This window comes from uncultured Luteimonas sp., from assembly GCF_947492465.1.
Lineage (GTDB): Bacteria > Pseudomonadota > Gammaproteobacteria > Xanthomonadales > Xanthomonadaceae > Luteimonas.
This window is the reverse complement of the sequence record NZ_CANLNF010000006.1, coordinates 186,403-204,072: the sequence shown is the minus strand read 5'-3', so window position 1 is coordinate 204,072 and position 17,670 is coordinate 186,403. Positions and strand designations below refer to the sequence as shown.

Genomic DNA, 17,670 nt, shown 5'->3' with positions numbered 1-17,670 from the left:
GATCAGTCAGGCATTTAACTCGCGGCCCGGAACCGGGAGGAGCCTCTACGGGCCTATTGACCCCGGCGGCGAAATGGTGACCCCTGTTTCCGGCATCCATGACTTCCAGATCCTGGGGCGAAGTGAGCTGGCTAATGCGCAAAAGCGGTGGGTTCGACTGCCCTTCGGCAACAGCCTGATGCGCTCGTCTTCATGGCTTCAGGCCGTTCCACGTGTAGTGAGGGCAAGAAATTGAGCTAGCCTACCTCTTCGTCCCTAAGGTGCGCAGCGGCGGGAAAATCAACCTGATCCCTTTTCCCCTAAGTCAAGTTTCTTGATGCCTAGCTGTTGTTCCTTCCATGCGTTGAGGCCCCGTCTCGCATAGATCGCTAGTGCTATCGTCGCTGCCCCAGCCAAGACCGCCCCTATCCCGGACAATAAACTGCCCGTCGCGGCCCAATCAACGCTTTGAAATAACTCTCCCATATCTCTCTGATTGCCTTTAGGTTAGCTCTAGGGCGCCAATTCCTAGCGCCGTCCCACAATTCAAACCGGAACTGAGGTCAGGGGCGCTGTTCTCGCCTGGATGGGGAAAAAGTCGACTCTGACCCCAGTTTTCGTTTTCACTACAAAGATGCATCTTCAAGGGCTGCATTCCAGCGGTCCGAGGGTCGAAAGAACAATGCATCGCAGATCCGGGGAGCCTCCACGCTGAACTCTCCAAGCGCGGGGTCCGGCATGAAGAAGAAGAGTTGAGTTTGAGCGGCCAAATGCTCTTGTTCCTCGATGTAGCAAACTGGACTCGTTATCGAGGCTACAAGGAACAAGAGTCTTTGCTTGGCAAAGTAGTTAAAAATTCTCGCCTGATGGCTTGATAGAAACTCGGAAGCAAAGTTTACCAAGTGCATTGATGCCTCCTCCGGAGACCCCGCACTTATGCCCGAATACGGCGGCAACAGATCGTCTAGGCACAGCGCGAGAATTTTGTGCCCCTGCGACTTGTTTAGCTGGCGAACTCCCCTTGAAATTTGAGACTGAGCATTGCTTCTGGAGTAGATGCGCTTGCAAGCTATGTTGGCAACGCCAAACGGTGTGCCAGCGGTGATATCTGGTTCCGAGAGAGTTGTCTCCAGCTGCCTCTCCTGAAGAAGGGAGAAGAGTTCTAGCTCAAACAGTTTGTCCTTAGCCGGAGACGGGATGCGTGAGCCAGGATCAACGGCCCCTTTTTTGAGCTGCAGGAGATGCTGGCGTTCATTTCGCATACCCCTGATGCCATCGCATGCTCGAGCCACGCGGTCCAAGTACTGCCCTTGGATGAGTGCGCGCATGAAAAGATCATCGTTGCCAGATTCAACCGCGGGCGCACGGGCGAAGCGTGCCGCACGCTCCATGGAGCGTGCCAATTCTGACGTTGGGTTTAGTGAAACCCCGGCATTCGCAAACTGGTCTCGCAGGCGATCTATGGCGGTATGTGCGTCTGTGAAGAGCGTAGAAGACCGCCAGAGTGGGTTCTGCGAATACCATCGCGGCGAGCTTGGATCAATGCGGCTGTTGGTCATGCTGCACCCTGTCACCCAAGCCGTTATCTATTCGGTACTAACCCTAAGTCGTCACGGAAGAATGACTCAGAAAAGTGAAGTCAGGCTTGCTTCTTGTTGAGCATCTGACTCCATATGTGTGCTGCCGTGTGAGCTACCTCACCCGCACTTGCTATACCCACAATTCAAACAAGTCGCACACCCATCCATGATCACCAGCGCCTTCGTGCTGCACTTGTGGCACATCGTCGCGCTCGGCGGGAAGCTCGTCCCGTCGCCGGTCACCTCGATATCCCCCACCGGCTCCGGGTAACCCGGGTCCTCCGGCGTCGCGTCTACGTCAGAGTTTTTTTTTGCCTGCTGCTCGTACGCGCGGCGCTTCTCGGCGATCAAGGCCTTCTGCGCGGCGCTCATCTCCGGGTCGTGTAGCATGCCGATCGACTTGAGGTGGTCCTCGACGATGCTGCCCAGTTCGGCCACCAGGCTGGGCATGTACACCCCGCCGGCCTTGAAGTAGCCGCCCTTGGGGTCGAACACGGCCTTCATCTCTTCCACCAGGAAGGTCACGTCGCCGCCCTTGCGGAACACGGCGCTCATGATGCGGGTGAGCGCGACGATCCACTGGAAGTGCTCCATCGACTTGGAGTTGATGAAGATCTCGAACGGGCGGCGGTGCTCGTGCTCGTTGCCGGCGTTGAGCACGATGTCGTTGATGGTCACGTACATGGCGTGCTCCACCAGCGGCGACTTGATCTTGTAGGTGCTGCCGATCAGCACTTCCGGGCGCTCGATGCGCTCGTGCATCTGGATCACGTCCGCGGTCTTGGGCAGCTCGGCCTCGGCCTTCTCGCGCGGGACGGAGGCGCCGGCGACGGTCTTCTCCTTGTCCTCGGGCGTGACGACGGCGTAACCGGTGATTTTCTTTTCGATCTTGACGGCCATTGCGTGGTTCCTGGTATTGCGTATTGCCGGGGGAATGGGATGGACGGGCGCGACGTGCGCGGCCCGGAATGGCCGCCGCGCCCGCGGGCGTGGCGGCGGGTGCCGGTCAGCTGTTGCCGGCGGTCTTGCGTGCGGCGGTCTTCTTCGCGGCGGTCGCGGGCTTGCCCGCGGCGTTGGCCACGGCCTTCTTCGCGGCCTTGGCCGTGGGCCTGGCATTGGCCGACTTCTTCGCCGGTGCCCTGGCCGGTGCCTTGGCCGGTGCCTTGGCCGGTGCTTTGGCCGCCGGGGTGCCGGTGCCGCGGGCGACCTGCCTGGCCGGCGCCTTCTTCGGTGCGGCCAGCGCCTTCGTGGCCGGCGCCTTGTTCGCGGTGGCCTTGGCGGCCTTCGCGGCGTTGGCGCGCTTGCGCGCGGCGGCGCGGCGCTTGAGGGCGGCGGCGTCGCGACGGCCTTCGACGCTGGCCTGCTCCAGCGACTGCTTGGTCGCCGCGATGCGCTTGCTGACCACGGCCCTGGCCTTGCCGGCCTTGTCCACCACCGCGCGTTCGGCCTCGACCACCGCCTTCTTCGCCGTCGTCACCGCCTGCCTGGCGGTCTTCACCGCCTTGCCGGTGCGCTGCACCACGGTCTTGCCGATGTCCTTCGCCGTGTCGGCGAGGGCGCCGGCGGCACTGCTCAGGGTCCCGTTGACCCGTTGGCGCTTGCTCATGGGTTGGTCCTCGTCAGGTGCTGCTGGTAATCGGGGTGGGCAGGGCCCGGGGAAGGTGGGGCGAAGGGTGGGGCGGTGGGGTGAGGGCGATCTGTGGCCCCCACCCCGGCCCTCCCCCGCGGGCGGGGGAGGGAGAAAGGCCCTCTCCCGCGGGCGGGGGAGGGAGCACAGCGGAAGGCACGCGTCAGAACTTGCCGTGAGCCTTCCCGCGGCGCCAGCCGTCAGAACTTTCCGTAATAACCTTCTTTCAGGGCGTCGAACAGGTTGGCGGCGGTGTGGGTCTCGCCGTCGTATTCGATCTGTTCGTTGCCCCGGACCTCGACCACGCTGCCGTCCTCGAGTTCGAAGCGGTAGGTGGTGTTGGCCAGGTCCGCGTCCTTGACCAGCACGCCCTGGAAGGCGGCGGGGTTGAAGCGGAAGGTGGTGCAGCCCTTCAGCCCCTTCTGGTAGGCGTAGCGGTAGATGTCCTTGAAGTCCTCGTAGGGATAGTCGGTGGGGACGTTCGCGGTCTTGGAGATGGACGAGTCCACCCACACCTGCGCGGCGGCCTGCACGTCGACGTGTTCCTTGGGGCTGATGTCGTCGGCCGAGATGAAGTAGTCGGGCAGCTGCGCGTCGGCGTCCTCGGCGAAGGGCATCGCCTTGGGGTTGACCAGTTCGCGGTAGGCCAGCAGCTCGTACGACCAGACGTCGACCTTTTCCTTGGACTTCTTGCCTTCGCGGATCACGTTGCGGCTGTAGTGGTGCGCGAAGGACGGCTCGATGCCGTTGGAGGCGTTGTTGGCCAGGCTCAGCGAGATGGTGCCGGTGGGCGCGATCGAGCTGTGGTGGGTGAAGCGCGCGCCGGTCTGGGCCAGCTGCTCGATCAGCTCGGGCGCGACCTCGGCGATCTTCTGCATGTAGCGGCTGTAGCGCGCGTGCAGCACCTTGCCCTCGATCTTCTGGCCGAGCTTCCAGCCGTCTTTCGCCATCTCCGGGCGCTTGCGCAGCATCTCGGCGGTGACTTCGAACTGCTCGTCCATGATCGGCGCCGGGCCCTTTTCCTGGGCGAGGGTGAGGCCGGTTTCCCAGCCGGCCACGGCCATCTCGCGGGCGATGCGGCCGGTGAACTCGCAGGACTCGTCCGAGCCGTACTTCATGCGCAGCATGGTCACGGTGCTGCCCAGGCCGAGGAAGCCCATGCCGTGGCGGCGCTTGCGCAGGATCTCGGCCTGCTGCTGCGGCAGCGGCAGGCCGTTGACCTCGACCACGTTGTCGAGCATGCGGGTGAACACGCGCACGACTTCCTTGTATTCCTCCCAGTCGAAGGCGGCCTTGTCGGTGAACGGGTCGCGCACGAACTTGGTGAGGTTGACCGAGCCCAGCAGGCAGGCGCCGTAGGGCGGCAGCGGCTGCTCGCCGCAGGGGTTGGTGGCGCGGATCGTCTCGCACCACCAGTTGTTGTTCATCTCGTTGACCTTGTCGATCAGGATGAATCCCGGCTCGGCGTAGTCGTAGGTGGACACCATGATCATGTCCCACAGGTGCCGGGCCTTGATGTGGCCGTAGATCCTGCAGGCGACCATGCCGTCGTCGCGGCTGATGTAGCCGTCGGTGTGCGGCCAGTCGCGCCAGACCACCTTGTCGGCATCGGCCAGGTCGAAGTCCTCGGCCTCCTTCTCGCTCACCGGGAACACCAGCGGCCAGTCGGCGTCGTTCTCGACCGCCTGCATGAAGCCGTCGGTGATCAGCAGCGAGAGGTTGAACTGGCGCAGGCGCCCGTCCTCGCGCTTGGCGCGGATGAAGTCGCGCACGTCGGGGTGGCTGACGTCGAACGTGCCCATCTGCGCGCCGCGGCGGCCGCCGGCGCTTGATACGGTGAAGCACATCTTGTCGTAGATATCCATGAAGGACATCGGGCCGGAGGTGTGAGCGCCGGCGCCGGCGACGAACGCGCCGCGCGGGCGCAGCGTGCTGAACTCGTAGCCGATGCCGCAGCCGGCCTTGAGGGTCAGGCCGGCCTCGTGGACCTTGTCCAGGATGCCGTCCATCGAATCGGTGATCGTGCCCGAGACGGTGCAGTTGATCGTGCTGGTGGCGGGCTTGTGCTCCTGCGCACCGGCATTGGAGGTGATGCGGCCGGCCGGGATCGCCCCGCGGCGCAGCGCCCACAGGAAGCGGTCGTACCAGTACTTCTGCTTCTCGGGCGTGGTCTCGGCTTCCGAGAGCGCCCGGGCCACGCGCTGGCAGGTGCCGTCGATGTCGGCATCCACCGGGACGCCGTGCTTGGTCTTGAGGCGGTACTTCTTGTCCCAGATGTCCTGCGAGGCGGGCTGCATCGGGATCTCCCTCTCACCGTGCGTCTTGACTGCTTCCAGACGAACCGTGCTCATGCGTGTGCTGTCTCCTGTGCCGGCCAGGGTGCGTGCCCCGGCCTGTCGTTATGGTCGATGCCGGGCCGCGCGGCGCCGACACGGGCGAGGACGGAAGTGCCTGCCTTGCGGCCGCGCCCGCCCCCTGGATGCTGCGTTTCCCGCCCTTGCGGGCCTGTGACGGGCATCCGCGAGTCCCCCTTGATCGATCGGATGGCGAGTGCGCCATTCTGCCGAAAACCCCACGCCTTGGGCTAGGCCCGGAGGCCGGACCCCAACATGTTGTGGAGGGCCGAGGCAAGCTACGCGCGCCTCCGGGCGAAGTCAACATTGGAAAGGAGGTTGGCGCGCGGCCTTGCGACGCAGGCGCCGCAGGCCGCGAAAAACGGTGGCGTTCAGCTTCGATGGAGGCGCGCGGACCGACACTCGGCAGCCCGTCCTGGTGCAGTGCGGCGCGGCGGATGCGCCAGCCCGGGCTTGCCCGGCGCGCGGGACGCGCCCATCTTCACCCCCGTCCACCGACCAGTCCGCGACCCGACCATGCGCCCAGCCCCCACCCTGCTCGTGCTTGCCGCCGCCGCCGCCTTCGGCGGATTCGCCGCCACCGCCATCCGCGACGCCGTGCAGGCGCCCGCGCACGCCGCCGAACCGGCCGCAGCGCCGGCTCCGGTGGTGGCCTCGCTGCCGATGGCGGCCGACGGCCAGGCGATGCCGTCGCTGGCGCCGATGCTCAAGCGGGTCACGCCCTCGGTGGTGAGCGTGCACGCCGCGCAGCGGCGGCAGGTGAGCCCGTTCGGCGCCGATCCGTTCTTCCGCCGGATGTTCCCGGAGCTGACCCAGGAGCAGATCGCGCGCTCGCTGGGTTCGGGCGTGGTGGTAGACGCGCGCAACGGCTACGTGCTGACGAACCACCACGTGATCGAGAACGCCGACGAGGTCTCGGTGACGCTGTCGGACGGGCGCACCCTGGAGGCCGAGTTCATCGGCTCGGATCCCGACACCGACGTGGCGCTGATGCGCATCCCCACCGAGGGGCTGACCGCGATCCCGCTGGCCAGCGGCGGCCAGCTGGCGGTGGGCGACTTCGTGGTGGCGGTGGGCAATCCCTTCGGCGTCGGCCAGACGGTGACCTCGGGCATCGTCTCGGCGGTCGGGCGCAGCAACGTGCCGGGCGCGGGCTACCAGAACTTCATCCAGACCGATGCCTCGATCAACCCGGGCAATTCCGGCGGCGCGCTGGTCAACCTGCGCGGCGAGCTGGTGGGCATCAACACCGCCAGCTTCAATCCGCGCGGCAGCGCGGCCGGCAACATCGGCCTGGGCTTCGCGATCCCGGTCGACCTGGCGCGCAACGTGATGCAGCAGCTGGCCAGCACCGGCACCGTGCAGCGCGGCACCCTGGGCATCGACACCCAGGCGGTGGACGCGCGGCTGGCCGCGGGGCTGGGCCTGGCCGATCCGCGCGGGGTGGTGGTCACGCGCCTGCACGGCGGCTCCTCGGCGGCCGCGGCCGGGCTGCGCACGGGCGACGTGATCGTCTCGGCCAACGGCCAGCGCATCGACGATCCGGTGGCCCTGCGCAACTTCCAGGGCCTGCAGCCGCTGGACGCGGCGGTGACGCTGGAGGTGCTGCGCGATGGCGAGCCGCGCACGGTCACCGCGCGCCTGCGCGCGATGCCGCGCGATGGCGCGAGCTTCGACGACCGGCTCACCGGCGCCACCCTGTCCGACCTGCCCGAAGCGGTGCGCCGGCAGAACCCGAACGCGCGCGGCGTGCTGGTCGACAAGGTGGACGAGCGGAGCCGCGCCTGGCGCAACGGCCTGCGCGAGGGCGACTACATCTTCGCCGCCAACAGCGGCGAATTCCGCGACCTCGCCGGTTTCCGCGATACATTGGCCGAGCGCCCGCAGCAGCTGGTGCTGCGGATTTCACGCGGCGGACGCGTCGGGAACCTGATCATGGAGTGACCGGCTGCGAGCCGGACCACAGCAGCGCCCACCTCAAGGAGATTCCGCAATGACTCCCACCTCGACCGATGCCCTCAAGAGCAACCTCGGCCAGACCGGCGCCGGCCTCAAGACCGCCGCCACCGACGCCGGTGGTGCGGTGCGCAGCGCCGCTGCCGCCGCGGGCGAAGAACTGCGCGCAGGCGGCTCGGCGGTGAAGGCCGACCTTGCCGATTCGGCGCTGGCCGGCATGGCCGCGCTGGAGGAAGGCGGCACCGTGGCGCGCGAGCAGGTCGATGCGCTGATGGACAAGGGCAAGGACCTGATCGACAGCGCCGCCGACCTGATCCGCGAGCGTCCGATCGCCTCGTTCGGCGTGGCCTTCGCGGCCGGCTGGATCATCGCCAAGCTCGCCCGCAGCAACGACTAAGCGTCCGACGTGGCAGCGGATGCAGCCAACAATGTCGGCCACGAGGCCGACGGCGCGGACGACGGACAGCACCAGGCAGCGGGGATCGACGAGACCCTGCGCGAGCTCAATGCCGCCCGACGGGACACCCTGCACGGTGCGCGCAATACGGCCTCGGCCCTGCGCGATCTTGCAGCGGCCGACTTCGCGCTCGCGCGCAGTGCGATGGGGCGGGGCCTGGCCCTGGGCGGCATCGCCGCCCTGCTGGGCAGCTCGGCCTGGCTGCTGCTGACGGCGGTGCTGGTGGCCGGCGTGCATGCACTGGGCCTGGACTGGGTGTGGGCGCTGCTGGTGGTGGCGCTGGCCTACCTGGCAGTCGCCGGCATCTGCGTCTGGCGCATGCGCGGCTATCTCGACCACATGGGCATGCAGGCCACACGGCGGCAGCTGTCGCGCTTGCGCGGCAAGCACCCACAGGCCGGCACCGATGCGCCGGCAGACGCTGCACCGGCCGCCCCGCCGCCCGCGGCTGCCCCACAGGGAGTGGACTGATGGCGTTCGACGATCTGGTGCGGCAGGTCCGCGAGCAAGAGCTGGCGCTCGAACAGCGGCATGCGGACACCCGCGCATCGTGGCGCGGCCTGCGTGGCGCCTGGCGCGAAGGCTGGACGCCGACGCGGATCGTGCTGGCGGGGATGGTGGGCGGCTTCCTGCTCGGGCGCGCGCGGCCCATGCGCAAGGTGGCGGGGCTGCCCGCCTCGCGCTGGGTGCAGATCGGCACCAGCCTGTGGAGCCTGACCGCTTCGTTCCGCGCCAAGCAGGCGGCCAACACCGCCGAAGAAGCCGCCGATGAGGCAGGCGTGGCGGCGGTGGTGGCAGCCGATACCGCCGAGGTGGCGGCGAGCGAGGTCGCCGCCTCCGCCACTGGCACGCAGCCCGCGCCCGGCACCGTCGGCGCGGCTGCCGTCGGGGCCACCGATGCTCCGCGCCCCGGTGTGTCCGACGTGCGCCGCCGCGCCGATCCGCAGTGGGACAGCGAACCCCGGCCTGCCGAAGCGGCGACCGAGCTGTCGGAGCGATAGCGCCGGATCACGCACCAGTCGCGGTGCGGGCAGGTCCTGCGTCGCGGCCATCGTGTCCGGTCATCGCAGGGGCGGGGCGTCTGCGCAGGCGGCCGGGGACACGGGTCCGGTGACTTAACCGCGCGTTCGATGATCGATGACGTTCCCCGCCTCCATTGCGGGAGATCGTCCTGCCTTGCAGACCCGTCCTCACTCCGGACGGCACGCATGTCCGTCACCCACCCGCAGGCTAGTACCGGACCCCCGGCACGGTGGGCCACGGGCACGCCATCACGCCGTCGTCCCGCGCGGCGGATGAAGATCGGCCACCTTCCGACCCCAGGCCGCCATGCCCCACGACGCAGCGCCGACCCTGTCCGCAGCCGAAGCGCCCGCCGCACCGCCGCCCAGGCCCCGTTCGTCGAACGCGGCCCTGGTGCTGGCCACGCTCGCGGTGGGTTTCACCCTGTGGGCGGCGCAGGACGTGGTGCTGCCGATCCTGCTGGCCATGTTCTTCGCGCTGGTGGGGAACCCCGTCATCCGCGTGCTGCACCGGTTCTGGGTGCCGCGTTTCCTGGCCGCGCTGCTGGTGCTGTGCGGCGGCCTGGCGATGGCGGGGACGCTGGCCTACCAGATGGCGCCCTCGGCGATCGCCTGGGCCAGCGAGGCGCCGCGCGCGCTGCGCCAGCTCGCGCCGAAGCTGCGCGAGTTCACCAAGCCGGTGCTGGAGGCCAACAAGGCCGCCGAAACCTTCGCCCGCGCCGCGGGCGGCGACAACGGCCGGCGCCCGCAGGTGGTGCAGACCGCGCCCGACCCGTACCGGATGCTGACCGAAACCCCGCGCCTGCTCGCCTCCATCCTGGCGGTGGTGCTGCTGACGTTCTTCTTCATGGTCTACGGCGTGAACCTGCAGCGCCACGCGATCGCGCTGCTGCCGGGACGGCAGCAGAAGAAATTCACCGTCGAGATCCTGCAGTCGATCGAGCGCGAGGTCTCGCGCTACGTGCTCACCATCAGCCTGATCAACACCGTGGTCGGCCTGCTGTTCGCCGTCGTGCTGATCCTGATGGACGTGCGCCTGTCCGAAGCGCTGCTGTGGGGCACGATGGTGGCCCTGCTCAACTTCGCCCCCTATGTCGGTCCGCTGATCGGGATGCTGGCGATGCTGCTGGTCGGCTTCGTGACCTTCGACGATGCCTGGATGGCGCTGATGCCGGCGGCGGCCTACCTGGTGCTGCACACCATCGAAGGCCAGCTGGTGACGCCGATCGTGCTCGGGCGCAGCATGGCGCTCTCGCCGCTGGTGCTGATCCTGGCGCTGATGCTGTTCGGCTGGCTGTGGGGGATCGTCGGCCTGCTGCTGGCGGTGCCGCTGCTGGTGTGCGTGAAGCTGGTGCTGGCGCGGGTGGAGGACATGGACGGCTGGGCGCGGCTGCTGGAGTAGGCGGCACCTCCCCGGCCTGCCCGCGCCGGACGACGGAGGGCCAAGGCCCGGATCCGGGTGGCTGCACCTACAATGGCGGCGTGAGTTTTCCCGTCCGCGCCATCACCCTGGACCTCGACGACACGCTGTGGCCATTCGCGCCCATCGGCGCGCGGATCGACCGCGTGCTCGAGGATTGGATGCGCACGCACAGCCCGGCCACGGCGACGATGTTTCCGGCAGCCGCGATGCGCAGCCTGCGCGACCGCGTGTGGCGCGAGAACCCGCAGCTGGCGCACGACCTCAGCGCGCTGCGGCGCCTGGCGCTGGAGATCGCGCTGCGCGACAGCGGCGGCGACCTGTCGCTGCTCGACGCGGCCTACGAGGCCTTCTACGCCGAGCGCAACCGGGTCGAGTTCTATCCCGATGCGCTGGAGTCGCTGCAGCGCCTCGCCCGCCGGGTACCGCTGGTCTCGCTGAGCAACGGCAACGCCGACCTGGTACGGGTGGGCATCGACGGCCATTTCGCTTTCGCCCTGCATGCGCGCGAGCACGGCGCGGCCAAGCCCGAGCCCGGCATCTTCCTGGCCGCCTGCACGCGGCTGGGGCTGGCGCCGGGCCTGGTGCTGCACGTCGGCGACCATGTCGATACCGACGTGGCCGCGGCCGCGCGCGCTGGCCTGCGCAGCTGCTGGATCCGGCGCCCGGACAATCCCGGCGGGCACCTGCGCTGGCCGCACGCCGACCCGGTGCCGGACCTGGAATTCGACAGCCTGGCCGGGCTGGCCGACTGGCTGGACGCGCAGGCCTGAGCGGGTGTCCCTGATCGGCCGCATCGAGCAGTGGAACGACGCGCGCGGCTACGGCTTCGTACGCCCGCTGGCGTCGCAGTCCGATGCGCAGTCGCGCGCCTTCGTGCACGTGCGCGCGATCGAGCGCGCCGGGCGCCGGCCCGCCGACGGCGATCTGGTCCGCTACGCCACCGCGCGCGATGCGCAGGGCCGGCTCAATGCGGTGCGCGTGTCCTTCGTCAACGCCGACGCCATGCGCCGGCAGTCGCAGGCGCGCGGCGAGGTGCGCGAAGCCTCGCGGCAGCGGCGCGCCGGCGCGCGCCTGGGCGGCGGCCTGCGGCGCGGCGTGCTGGTCGCCGCCACCGCCGTGCTGGCCGGTGGCTGGCTGCTGGGCGAGTGGGGCGGCGTGGTGCCGGCGTGGTATGCGGCGATGAGCGCGGTGGCGTTCCTGGCCTACCGCCGCGACAAGCTCGCCGCCGGGCGTGGCGCACGGCGCACGCCCGAAAGCAGCCTGCACCTGATCGACCTGGCCGGCGGCTGGCCCGGCGGCCTGGTGGCGCAGCAGGTGCTGCGCCACAAGTCGAGCAAGTCGGCCTACCAGGCCATGTTCTGGATCACCGTGGCGCTCAATGTCGCCGGCTTCGCCTGGCTGCTGCACAGCGGCCAGCTGGACGCCCTGCTGCGCGCCGTGCCTGGGTGATCCGGCGCGCCATCCCTTCCATATCCGTTTTTCGTTCCGGAGTGTTGTCCATGACCAGTTCCCCGCTTCCCGCCGGCTTCGCGTCCGACGCCGCGTCCGCGCGGCCGCTGCACGTGCTCGAGCCGTCCGCCTTCGCTGCCTGGCTCGACGCACAGCCGGAGGCCACGCGCGCCTGGCTGCAGGCGCAGCAGTTCAAGGCGGCCGCGGGCACGCACGCGCTGCTGCCGGGCGAGGACGGCGTGGCCGGCGCGGTGCTGGGCATCGGCGATCCGCTGGACGCCTATTCCTACGCGCACGGGCCGATGGCGCTGCCCGAGGGCGACTGGGCGCCGGCAGGAGAGCTGCCCGCCGCGCAGGCCGCCGCGCTGCAGCTGGGCTGGGGCCTGGGGGCGTACCGCTTCAGCCGTTACAAGTCGGGTGGCCGGGCGCCGGCGCGGCTCGCGCTGGCGTCGCCCGATGTTCTGCAGGGCCACGTGCTCGAGGCCTGCGTGCGGGTGCGCGACCTGGTCAACACGCCGACCGAGGACATGGGCCCGGAACAGATGGAAGCCGAAGTGCGCGCGCTGGCGCAGGCGCATGGCGCCTCGTTCGAGAGCATTGTGGGCGACGAGCTGCTGGCGCGGAACTTCCCCGCGATCCATGCGGTCGGCCGCGCCTCGCACCGCGCGCCGCGGCTGCTGCGCCTGGACTGGGGCGATGCCGCGCACCCACAGCTGGTGGTGGTCGGCAAGGGCGTGTGCTTCGACACCGGCGGGCTCGACATCAAGCCCGCCGACGGCATGCGCAACATGAAGAAGGACATGGGCGGCGCCGCGCACGCGATCGCGCTGGCCGGCCTGCTGATGGCCAGCGGCCTGTCGCTGCGCCTGACCCTGCTGGTGCCGGCGGTGGAGAACGCGATCGGCCCGAATGCCTACCGTCCGGGCGAGGTCATCGCCACCCGCAAGGGCGTGAGCGTGGAGGTGGACAACACCGATGCCGAAGGCCGCATCGTGCTGTGCGATGCGCTGACCCTGGCCGGCGAGCTGTCGCCGGCACTGATCCTGGATTTCGCCACGCTCACTGGCGCGGCGCGCATCGCGCTGGGCCCGGACCTGCCGGCGCTGTTCGCCAACGACGACGCGCTGGCCAACGACTGGCTGGCCGCCGGCGCACTCACCCGCGATCCGGTCTGGCGCATGCCGCTGTGGCGTCCCTACCTGCGCTACCTCACGTCCAACATCGCCGACATGGCCAACGCCGGCTCGCGCATGGCCGGCGCGGTGACCGCCGCGCTGTACCTGGAGCGCTTCGTGCCCGAGGGCACGCCGTGGGCGCACCTGGACGTGTACGCCTGGAACGACTCGGCGCGTGCCGGCCGACCGGCCGGCGGCGAGGCACTGGGGCTGCGCGCGGCGTTCGAGATGCTGCGCCAGCGTTTCCCGGCGGGCTGAAGGCGCGCCGCGGTCCGGACGGGTCGCAACGGCCCGCCAGGGCGCAAGCGGGCGACGGGAACCAGCCCCGCGCGGCTGCCCCATCCGGGCGGCACGCAGGTCCGCAGGGCGGGCCCGGTCATGCCGGGCGCAGCCAGCCCCGCGCGGCGGCGTGTCGTGCGTACAGCCACAGGCCCAGCGCCACCAGGCACAGCACCACCGGGAACAGCGCGCCGACGACGCCACTCAGCGCCCACACCGGCGTGGTCAGGTAGACCGCGGCGAACTGCACCGCCAGCGCCAGCAGCGAGACCAGCAGCACGGGCGCCGACCAGCGCCGGCGCAGCAGCAGGCCGAGCATGCCCAGCACGCCCGCGCCGGTGGCCAGGCCGAACGGCAGCAGGATCCAGCGCGGCATGGCCAGGGTGACCTGGCGCTCGACCTCGGGCAGGGCGGCGATGGCCTCGGGGGTGATGGTGAGGTTGATCCAGAACATCGCCAGGCCGTACAGGTTCCACAGCAGGCCGAGGATGGCGACGATCCAGAACGTGGCGGGGACGGTGCGCTGCATGGCGGCGGCTCCTGCGGTTTGCCGCAGTCTAGGCGCTGCGTCGCGTGGCGGCCGCCCGTCCGTCCGGACGCGCGCAGCCGCCTACAGCCAGCCCTTCTCGCGCGCCAGCCGGTAGGCCTCGATGCGGTTGCCGACGCCGAGCTTGCCGATGGCCTCGGACAGGTAGTTGCGCACGGTGCCGTGGGACAGGTTGAGCTGGGCGGCGATGTCGGTGGCGCTCATGCCTTCGCCCGCCAGGCGCAGCACCCTGCGCTCGCGCTCGCTCAACGGATCGGCCTCGCCCCAGGCTTCGAGCGCCAGCTGCGGGTCGATCGCGCGTCCGCCGCGATGCACCTGGCGCAGCGCGGCGGCCAGCTGTTCGGCGGGCGCGTCCTTGAGCAGGTAGCCCGACACGCCGGCATCGAGCGCGCGGCGCAGGAAGCCGCCGCGGGCGAAGGTGGTCACGATCACCACCTTCACCGGCAGCCCCTGGCGCTGGATGCGCTGCGCGAGTTCCAGGCCGGTCAGGCCGGGCATCTCGATGTCGGTGACCAGGATGTCGGGCGAGAGCCGCTGCAGTTCGCGCCAGGCGGCCTCGCCATCGCCGGCGTCGCCGACCACTTCGATGTCGGCCTCCATCCCGAGCAGCGCCGCCAGCGCGCCGCGCAGCATGGCCTGGTCCTCGGCGAGCAGGATGCGGATCATCGGTCGGTGCGGGGCGGCGGCATGCCGGAACGTTAGCAGTTCCCGCGGCCGCGATACCCGTGGGAACGGCCTCGGCCGCGATGCAGGCGCGGACGTCGCGCCAGTCCGTGCGCGCGGCTGAAGCCGCACCTACACGGCGGCCGGCGCGTCCTGCGGCGGCGTGGCCGCATCGTCGTTCGCGGCCAGCGGCACCCGTGCCTCGACGGCGGTGCCGCCATGTTCGCCGGCCCCGATGCGCAGCCGGCCGCGCAGCCCCTCGATGCGCTCGCGCATGCCCGACAGGCCGTTGCCCGGCACGATCGCGCCGCCGCGGCCGTCGTCGCTGATGCGCAGCACGGCTTCGCCGGCCTCCATGCCGAAGCGGGCTTCGGCACGCTGCGCGCGGGCGTGGCGCTGGATGTTGGTGGCCGCTTCGCGCACGGTCATCGCCAGCGCGGACTCCACGCCCGCCGGCAGCGCGTGGCCGGTGAAGCCGTCGTCGAAGCGGTAGTCGAAGGCGATGCCGTCGGTTTCCAGGAGCAGCCGGGCCGAGGCCAGTTCGGCGGCGATGCCCGCGGCGCGGATCCCGCTGACCGCGCGCCGGACCTGCAGCAGCGCATCGCGCGCGACGCGGCTGACCTCGTCGATCTCGCTGCGCGCGGCGGCCGGGTCGCGCTCGAGCAGGCGGCCGGCGAGGTCGGACTTGAGCGCGACCATCGACAGCGTGTGCCCGAGCAGGTCGTGCAGGTCGCGGCCGATGCGCTCGCGTTCGGCCAGCGAGGCCAGCCGCCGCACCTCGTCGTGCGACAGGCGCAGCGCGGTGTCGCGCGCCACGCCGATGCGGTCGACCACCACCAGCACGCCGATGATCGCGGTGACCGTCGGCATCCACACCAGGGCCTGCCACGGATAGCCGATGTGCAGGGCATAGCCGAGCAGCGTCGCGTTGAGCAGCAGCAGCACCACGAGATAGCCGAGGATCCCGCCGCCGCGCCGCGGCTGCAGCATCACGCAGCCGAACACGAAGTAGCTCAGCCCCGACGGGTACCAGGGCAGCAGCGCGAAGCACAGGCCCACGATCGCCAGCGCGCAGGCGTAGGCCATGCGCGGCGCCTTCACCACCGTCAGCAGGTACAGCACGACGAACAGCGGGAACGACAGCAGCGTCAGCCAGGCCCATCGCGCGCTGTAGCCGTAGTCGCCACCGGCGAAGGCCGGCGTCAGGAACACCCACACCGACCACACCAGGTGCACGAGCGGCAGGTACGGCGAGCGGCCGGCGCGCTGGTCGAGCGCCGCGAGCGAGCCGGGCTGCGGCTGCAGCCAGCCGGGCGGTGCGAACCGGAACGGGAAGTGGAAACGGCTCATGTGCGTGGATGTCCCATCGGATCGCCGGCTCCCGGGACGGAGCGCCGGTGGCGCATCGTGCGGTTCATTCGGCTGCCGACAGCCGGCGCTGCGCCAGCGCGAAGCATGCGCCGGTCACGGCCGCCAGCGCCAGCACGTGCACCCAGGCCGGGGCGCCGCCGTCGTGGCCGACCACCTTCTGCGCCAGCTGGGCCAGGTGCCAGGCCGGCCAGACCGGCGCCATCCGCCCGATCCAGTCCGGCAGCATCGACAGCGGCAGCCACAGTCCCGACAGGAAGGCCATCGGCAGGTACAGCGCGTTGAGCAGCACCGGCGCCGCGTTGCCGCCGACCAGGCTGCCGACCCACAGGCCGATCGCGGCAAAGGGCAGCACGCCCAGCACGTTGACCGCGAGCAGTCCCGCCCATTGCGCGGGCGCGAGCGAGACGCCGGCCAGCAGCACGGCGATCAGCGCCATCACCGCGCTGATGATCACCGCGAAGATCGCCGCCATCGCCATCCGTGCCAGCAGCAGCGCGCCCGGCGGCGTGGGCAGGGCGCGACGCAGGCGCAGGTAGCCGCGTTCGCGGTCCATTGCGATGCTGACGCCGAAGCCGAACATCGCCGCGCCGATCACGCCGAACACGCCGTAGCTGGCCAGCAGGTATTCGGCGGCAGCGCGGTTGCCGCGGTTGAGCAGGACACCGAACAGCACGTAGAACAGGGCGGGGAACATCACCACCGGCACCCAGTATGCGGGCTCGCGCAGCATCCGCAGCAGCTCGCAGCGGATCTCGAGGAGGTACGCGCGCCAGGGCGCGTGGGGGCGGGTGTCGTGGACGATCGTGCTCATGCGGCCTCCGCCAGGTCGGGGCTGGTCAGGGCGAGGAAGGCGTCGGCCAGGCCGGCGCGGCGGATTTCCAGGTCGCGCAGCCCGGGATCGGCTTCCAGCAGCTGGCGGACCACCGGTTCGGCCGGCTCGGCGACGATGCGCAGCGCCTCGCCTTCGCGCCGCGCCTCGCGCACGCCCGGCCACTGCGCAACCCGCGCGGCGGCGAGCGAGGAGACGCAGTGGATCCGGCGCAGCGACACCCGCGCGCGGATCTCGCCGACGCTGCCTTCGGCCAGCAGCCGTCCGCCATCGATCACCGCGACCCGGTCCGACAGCGCTTCGGCTTCCTCCAGGTAATGCGTGGTCAGCAGCACCGCGCAGCCTTCGTCGACCTGCTGGCGCACCGCCGCCCACAGCGCCTGGCGCGCGCCGATGTCCAGGCCGGTGGTGGGCTCGTCGAGGAACAGCAGGCGCGGCCGCCCGCAGATCGCCAGCGCGAACTGCAGGCGCCGCTGCTGTCCGCCCGACAGCGCGCCGTAGCGCCGGCCGAGCAGTCCCTCCAGGCCGGCGAAGGCGACGCATTCGTCGATGCTGCGCGGCTGCGCGTAGCCGCTGCGCACCAGCGACAGCATCTCGCCCATGCACAGCCGCTCGGGAATGCCGGCCGACTGCAGCATCGTGCCGCACTGGCGGCGCACCGCTGCGCTGCCGGGCATGGCGCCGAGCACCTGCATCTCGCCGGCGTCGGCCTTGAGCAGCCCCAGCAGCAGGCCCACCGCGGTACTCTTGCCGGCCCCGTTGGCGCCGAGCAGCGAGGTGACCTGGCCGGCATGCAGCGACAGGTCGAGGCCGTCGAGCGCGACCTGCTCGCCATAGCGCTTGCGCACGCCGCGCAGCGCGGCCAGTGGTGTTGCAGTATCCATCGCGTACTCCGGTGCAAGGGGGCCGGAGTGGAGTCTGCGCGGCTGATGTCCGGCGTGACATCGCCTGCCGTCAGC

At 70.2% G+C, this 17,670-nt stretch carries 18 protein-coding genes; 9 read left to right on the top strand and 9 right to left on the bottom strand.

The window, feature by feature from the left end:
• On the top strand, positions 1-235 hold a 235-nt coding region (locus Q0863_RS14365; protein ID WP_298579764.1), incomplete at its 5' end, for a hypothetical protein.
• A gap of 370 nt (positions 236-605) precedes the next feature.
• Here the strand turns inward: Q0863_RS14365 and Q0863_RS14360 are convergent.
• The 4 genes from Q0863_RS14360 to Q0863_RS14345 form a co-directional block, all read right to left on the bottom strand.
• A complete protein-coding gene (locus Q0863_RS14360; RefSeq protein WP_298579762.1) occupies positions 606-1,538 on the bottom strand; it encodes a hypothetical protein in 933 nt (310 codons plus the stop codon).
• A 138-nt stretch (positions 1,539-1,676) separates the two neighbouring features.
• Complete coding sequence (locus tag Q0863_RS14355; RefSeq protein WP_298579759.1) at positions 1,677-2,459, bottom strand: NrdJb; 783 nt, start codon at positions 2,457-2,459, stop codon at positions 1,677-1,679.
• 106 nt (positions 2,460-2,565) lie between these two features.
• The gene (locus Q0863_RS14350) at positions 2,566-3,165 is read right to left on the bottom strand and encodes a hypothetical protein (protein ID WP_298579756.1); all 600 of its coding nucleotides are present in this window, start codon (positions 3,163-3,165) and stop codon (positions 2,566-2,568) included.
• A gap of 221 nt (positions 3,166-3,386) precedes the next feature.
• Positions 3,387-5,537, bottom strand: a complete 2,151-nt coding sequence (locus tag Q0863_RS14345) for an adenosylcobalamin-dependent ribonucleoside-diphosphate reductase (RefSeq protein ID WP_298579753.1) — start codon at positions 5,535-5,537, stop codon at positions 3,387-3,389.
• 519 nt (positions 5,538-6,056) lie between these two features.
• Here Q0863_RS14345 and Q0863_RS14340 point away from each other — a divergent pair.
• The 8 genes from Q0863_RS14340 (at position 6,057) to Q0863_RS14305 (ending at position 13,280) form a co-directional block, all read left to right on the top strand.
• On the top strand, positions 6,057-7,484 hold the full coding sequence (locus tag Q0863_RS14340) for a Do family serine endopeptidase (RefSeq protein WP_298579750.1): 1,428 nt from the start codon (positions 6,057-6,059) through the stop codon (positions 7,482-7,484).
• Positions 7,485-7,533: 49 nt separating this feature from the next.
• A complete protein-coding gene (locus Q0863_RS14335; RefSeq protein ID WP_298579748.1) occupies positions 7,534-7,893 on the top strand; it encodes a hypothetical protein in 360 nt (119 codons plus the stop codon).
• Between the two features lie 9 nt (positions 7,894-7,902).
• Positions 7,903-8,424 carry a phage holin family protein gene (locus Q0863_RS14330; RefSeq protein WP_298579745.1) on the top strand — a complete coding sequence of 174 codons (522 nt, stop codon included), beginning with the start codon at positions 7,903-7,905 and terminating at the stop codon, positions 8,422-8,424.
• A complete protein-coding gene (locus Q0863_RS14325; RefSeq protein ID WP_298579742.1) occupies positions 8,424-8,954 on the top strand; it encodes a protein sip-5 in 531 nt (176 codons plus the stop codon). Before Q0863_RS14330 ends, Q0863_RS14325 begins: the two co-directional genes overlap by 1 nt.
• Positions 8,955-9,282: 328 nt before the next feature.
• Positions 9,283-10,377, top strand: a complete 1,095-nt coding sequence (locus Q0863_RS14320) for an AI-2E family transporter (protein WP_298579739.1) — start codon at positions 9,283-9,285, stop codon at positions 10,375-10,377.
• Positions 10,378-10,457: 80 nt separating this feature from the next.
• The gene (locus Q0863_RS14315) at positions 10,458-11,168 is read left to right on the top strand and encodes an HAD-IA family hydrolase (protein ID WP_298579736.1); all 711 of its coding nucleotides are present in this window, start codon (positions 10,458-10,460) and stop codon (positions 11,166-11,168) included.
• A 4-nt stretch (positions 11,169-11,172) separates the two neighbouring features.
• On the top strand, positions 11,173-11,847 hold the full coding sequence (locus tag Q0863_RS14310) for a DUF1294 domain-containing protein (protein WP_298579733.1): 675 nt from the start codon (positions 11,173-11,175) through the stop codon (positions 11,845-11,847).
• A gap of 50 nt (positions 11,848-11,897) precedes the next feature.
• Positions 11,898-13,280 (top strand): leucyl aminopeptidase family protein, encoded by a 1,383-nt coding sequence (locus Q0863_RS14305; protein WP_298579730.1) that lies wholly within the window; start codon positions 11,898-11,900, stop codon positions 13,278-13,280.
• 118 nt (positions 13,281-13,398) lie between these two features.
• Here the strand turns inward: Q0863_RS14305 and Q0863_RS14300 are convergent, their stop codons facing one another.
• From Q0863_RS14300 to Q0863_RS14280, 5 genes are all read right to left on the bottom strand, one after another.
• Positions 13,399-13,830: a hypothetical protein gene (locus Q0863_RS14300; RefSeq protein ID WP_298579727.1), complete on the bottom strand. Its 432-nt coding sequence runs from the start codon at positions 13,828-13,830 to the stop codon at positions 13,399-13,401.
• A gap of 81 nt (positions 13,831-13,911) precedes the next feature.
• Complete coding sequence (locus tag Q0863_RS14295; protein ID WP_298579723.1) at positions 13,912-14,514, bottom strand: response regulator transcription factor; 603 nt, start codon at positions 14,512-14,514, stop codon at positions 13,912-13,914.
• A gap of 129 nt (positions 14,515-14,643) precedes the next feature.
• Positions 14,644-15,861 carry a sensor histidine kinase gene (locus tag Q0863_RS14290; RefSeq protein WP_298579720.1) on the bottom strand — a complete coding sequence of 406 codons (1,218 nt, stop codon included), beginning with the start codon at positions 15,859-15,861 and terminating at the stop codon, positions 14,644-14,646.
• 64 nt (positions 15,862-15,925) lie between these two features.
• Positions 15,926-16,693: an ABC transporter permease gene (locus Q0863_RS14285; protein WP_298579717.1), complete on the bottom strand. Its 768-nt coding sequence runs from the start codon at positions 16,691-16,693 to the stop codon at positions 15,926-15,928.
• Positions 16,690-17,595: an ABC transporter ATP-binding protein gene (locus Q0863_RS14280; RefSeq protein ID WP_298579714.1), complete on the bottom strand. Its 906-nt coding sequence runs from the start codon at positions 17,593-17,595 to the stop codon at positions 16,690-16,692. The genes Q0863_RS14285 and Q0863_RS14280 overlap by 4 nt, the downstream gene beginning before the upstream one ends.
• Positions 17,596-17,670 lie beyond the last annotated feature (75 nt).

Bases quoted from the DNA above. Each gene is read 5' to 3' on its own strand.
- Q0863_RS14360 (WP_298579762.1), bottom strand. From the start codon at position 1,538: ATGACCAACAGCCGCATTGATCCAAGCTCGCCGCGATGGTATTCGCAG.
- Q0863_RS14355 (WP_298579759.1), bottom strand. From the start codon at position 2,459: ATGGCCGTCAAGATCGAAAAGAAAATCACCGGTTACGCCGTCGTCACG.
- Q0863_RS14350 (WP_298579756.1), bottom strand. From the start codon at position 3,165: ATGAGCAAGCGCCAACGGGTCAACGGGACCCTGAGCAGTGCCGCCGGC.
- Q0863_RS14345 (WP_298579753.1), bottom strand. From the start codon at position 5,537: ATGAGCACGGTTCGTCTGGAAGCAGTCAAGACGCACGGTGAGAGGGAG.
- Q0863_RS14340 (WP_298579750.1), top strand. From the start codon at position 6,057: ATGCGCCCAGCCCCCACCCTGCTCGTGCTTGCCGCCGCCGCCGCCTTC.
- Q0863_RS14335 (WP_298579748.1), top strand. From the start codon at position 7,534: ATGACTCCCACCTCGACCGATGCCCTCAAGAGCAACCTCGGCCAGACC.
- Q0863_RS14325 (WP_298579742.1), top strand. From the start codon at position 8,424: ATGGCGTTCGACGATCTGGTGCGGCAGGTCCGCGAGCAAGAGCTGGCG.
- Q0863_RS14320 (WP_298579739.1), top strand. From the start codon at position 9,283: ATGCCCCACGACGCAGCGCCGACCCTGTCCGCAGCCGAAGCGCCCGCC.
- Q0863_RS14305 (WP_298579730.1), top strand. From the start codon at position 11,898: ATGACCAGTTCCCCGCTTCCCGCCGGCTTCGCGTCCGACGCCGCGTCC.
- Q0863_RS14300 (WP_298579727.1), bottom strand. From the start codon at position 13,830: ATGCAGCGCACCGTCCCCGCCACGTTCTGGATCGTCGCCATCCTCGGC.
- Q0863_RS14295 (WP_298579723.1), bottom strand. From the start codon at position 14,514: ATGATCCGCATCCTGCTCGCCGAGGACCAGGCCATGCTGCGCGGCGCG.
- Q0863_RS14290 (WP_298579720.1), bottom strand. From the start codon at position 15,861: ATGAGCCGTTTCCACTTCCCGTTCCGGTTCGCACCGCCCGGCTGGCTG.
- Q0863_RS14285 (WP_298579717.1), bottom strand. From the start codon at position 16,693: ATGAGCACGATCGTCCACGACACCCGCCCCCACGCGCCCTGGCGCGCG.
- Q0863_RS14280 (WP_298579714.1), bottom strand. From the start codon at position 17,595: ATGGATACTGCAACACCACTGGCCGCGCTGCGCGGCGTGCGCAAGCGC.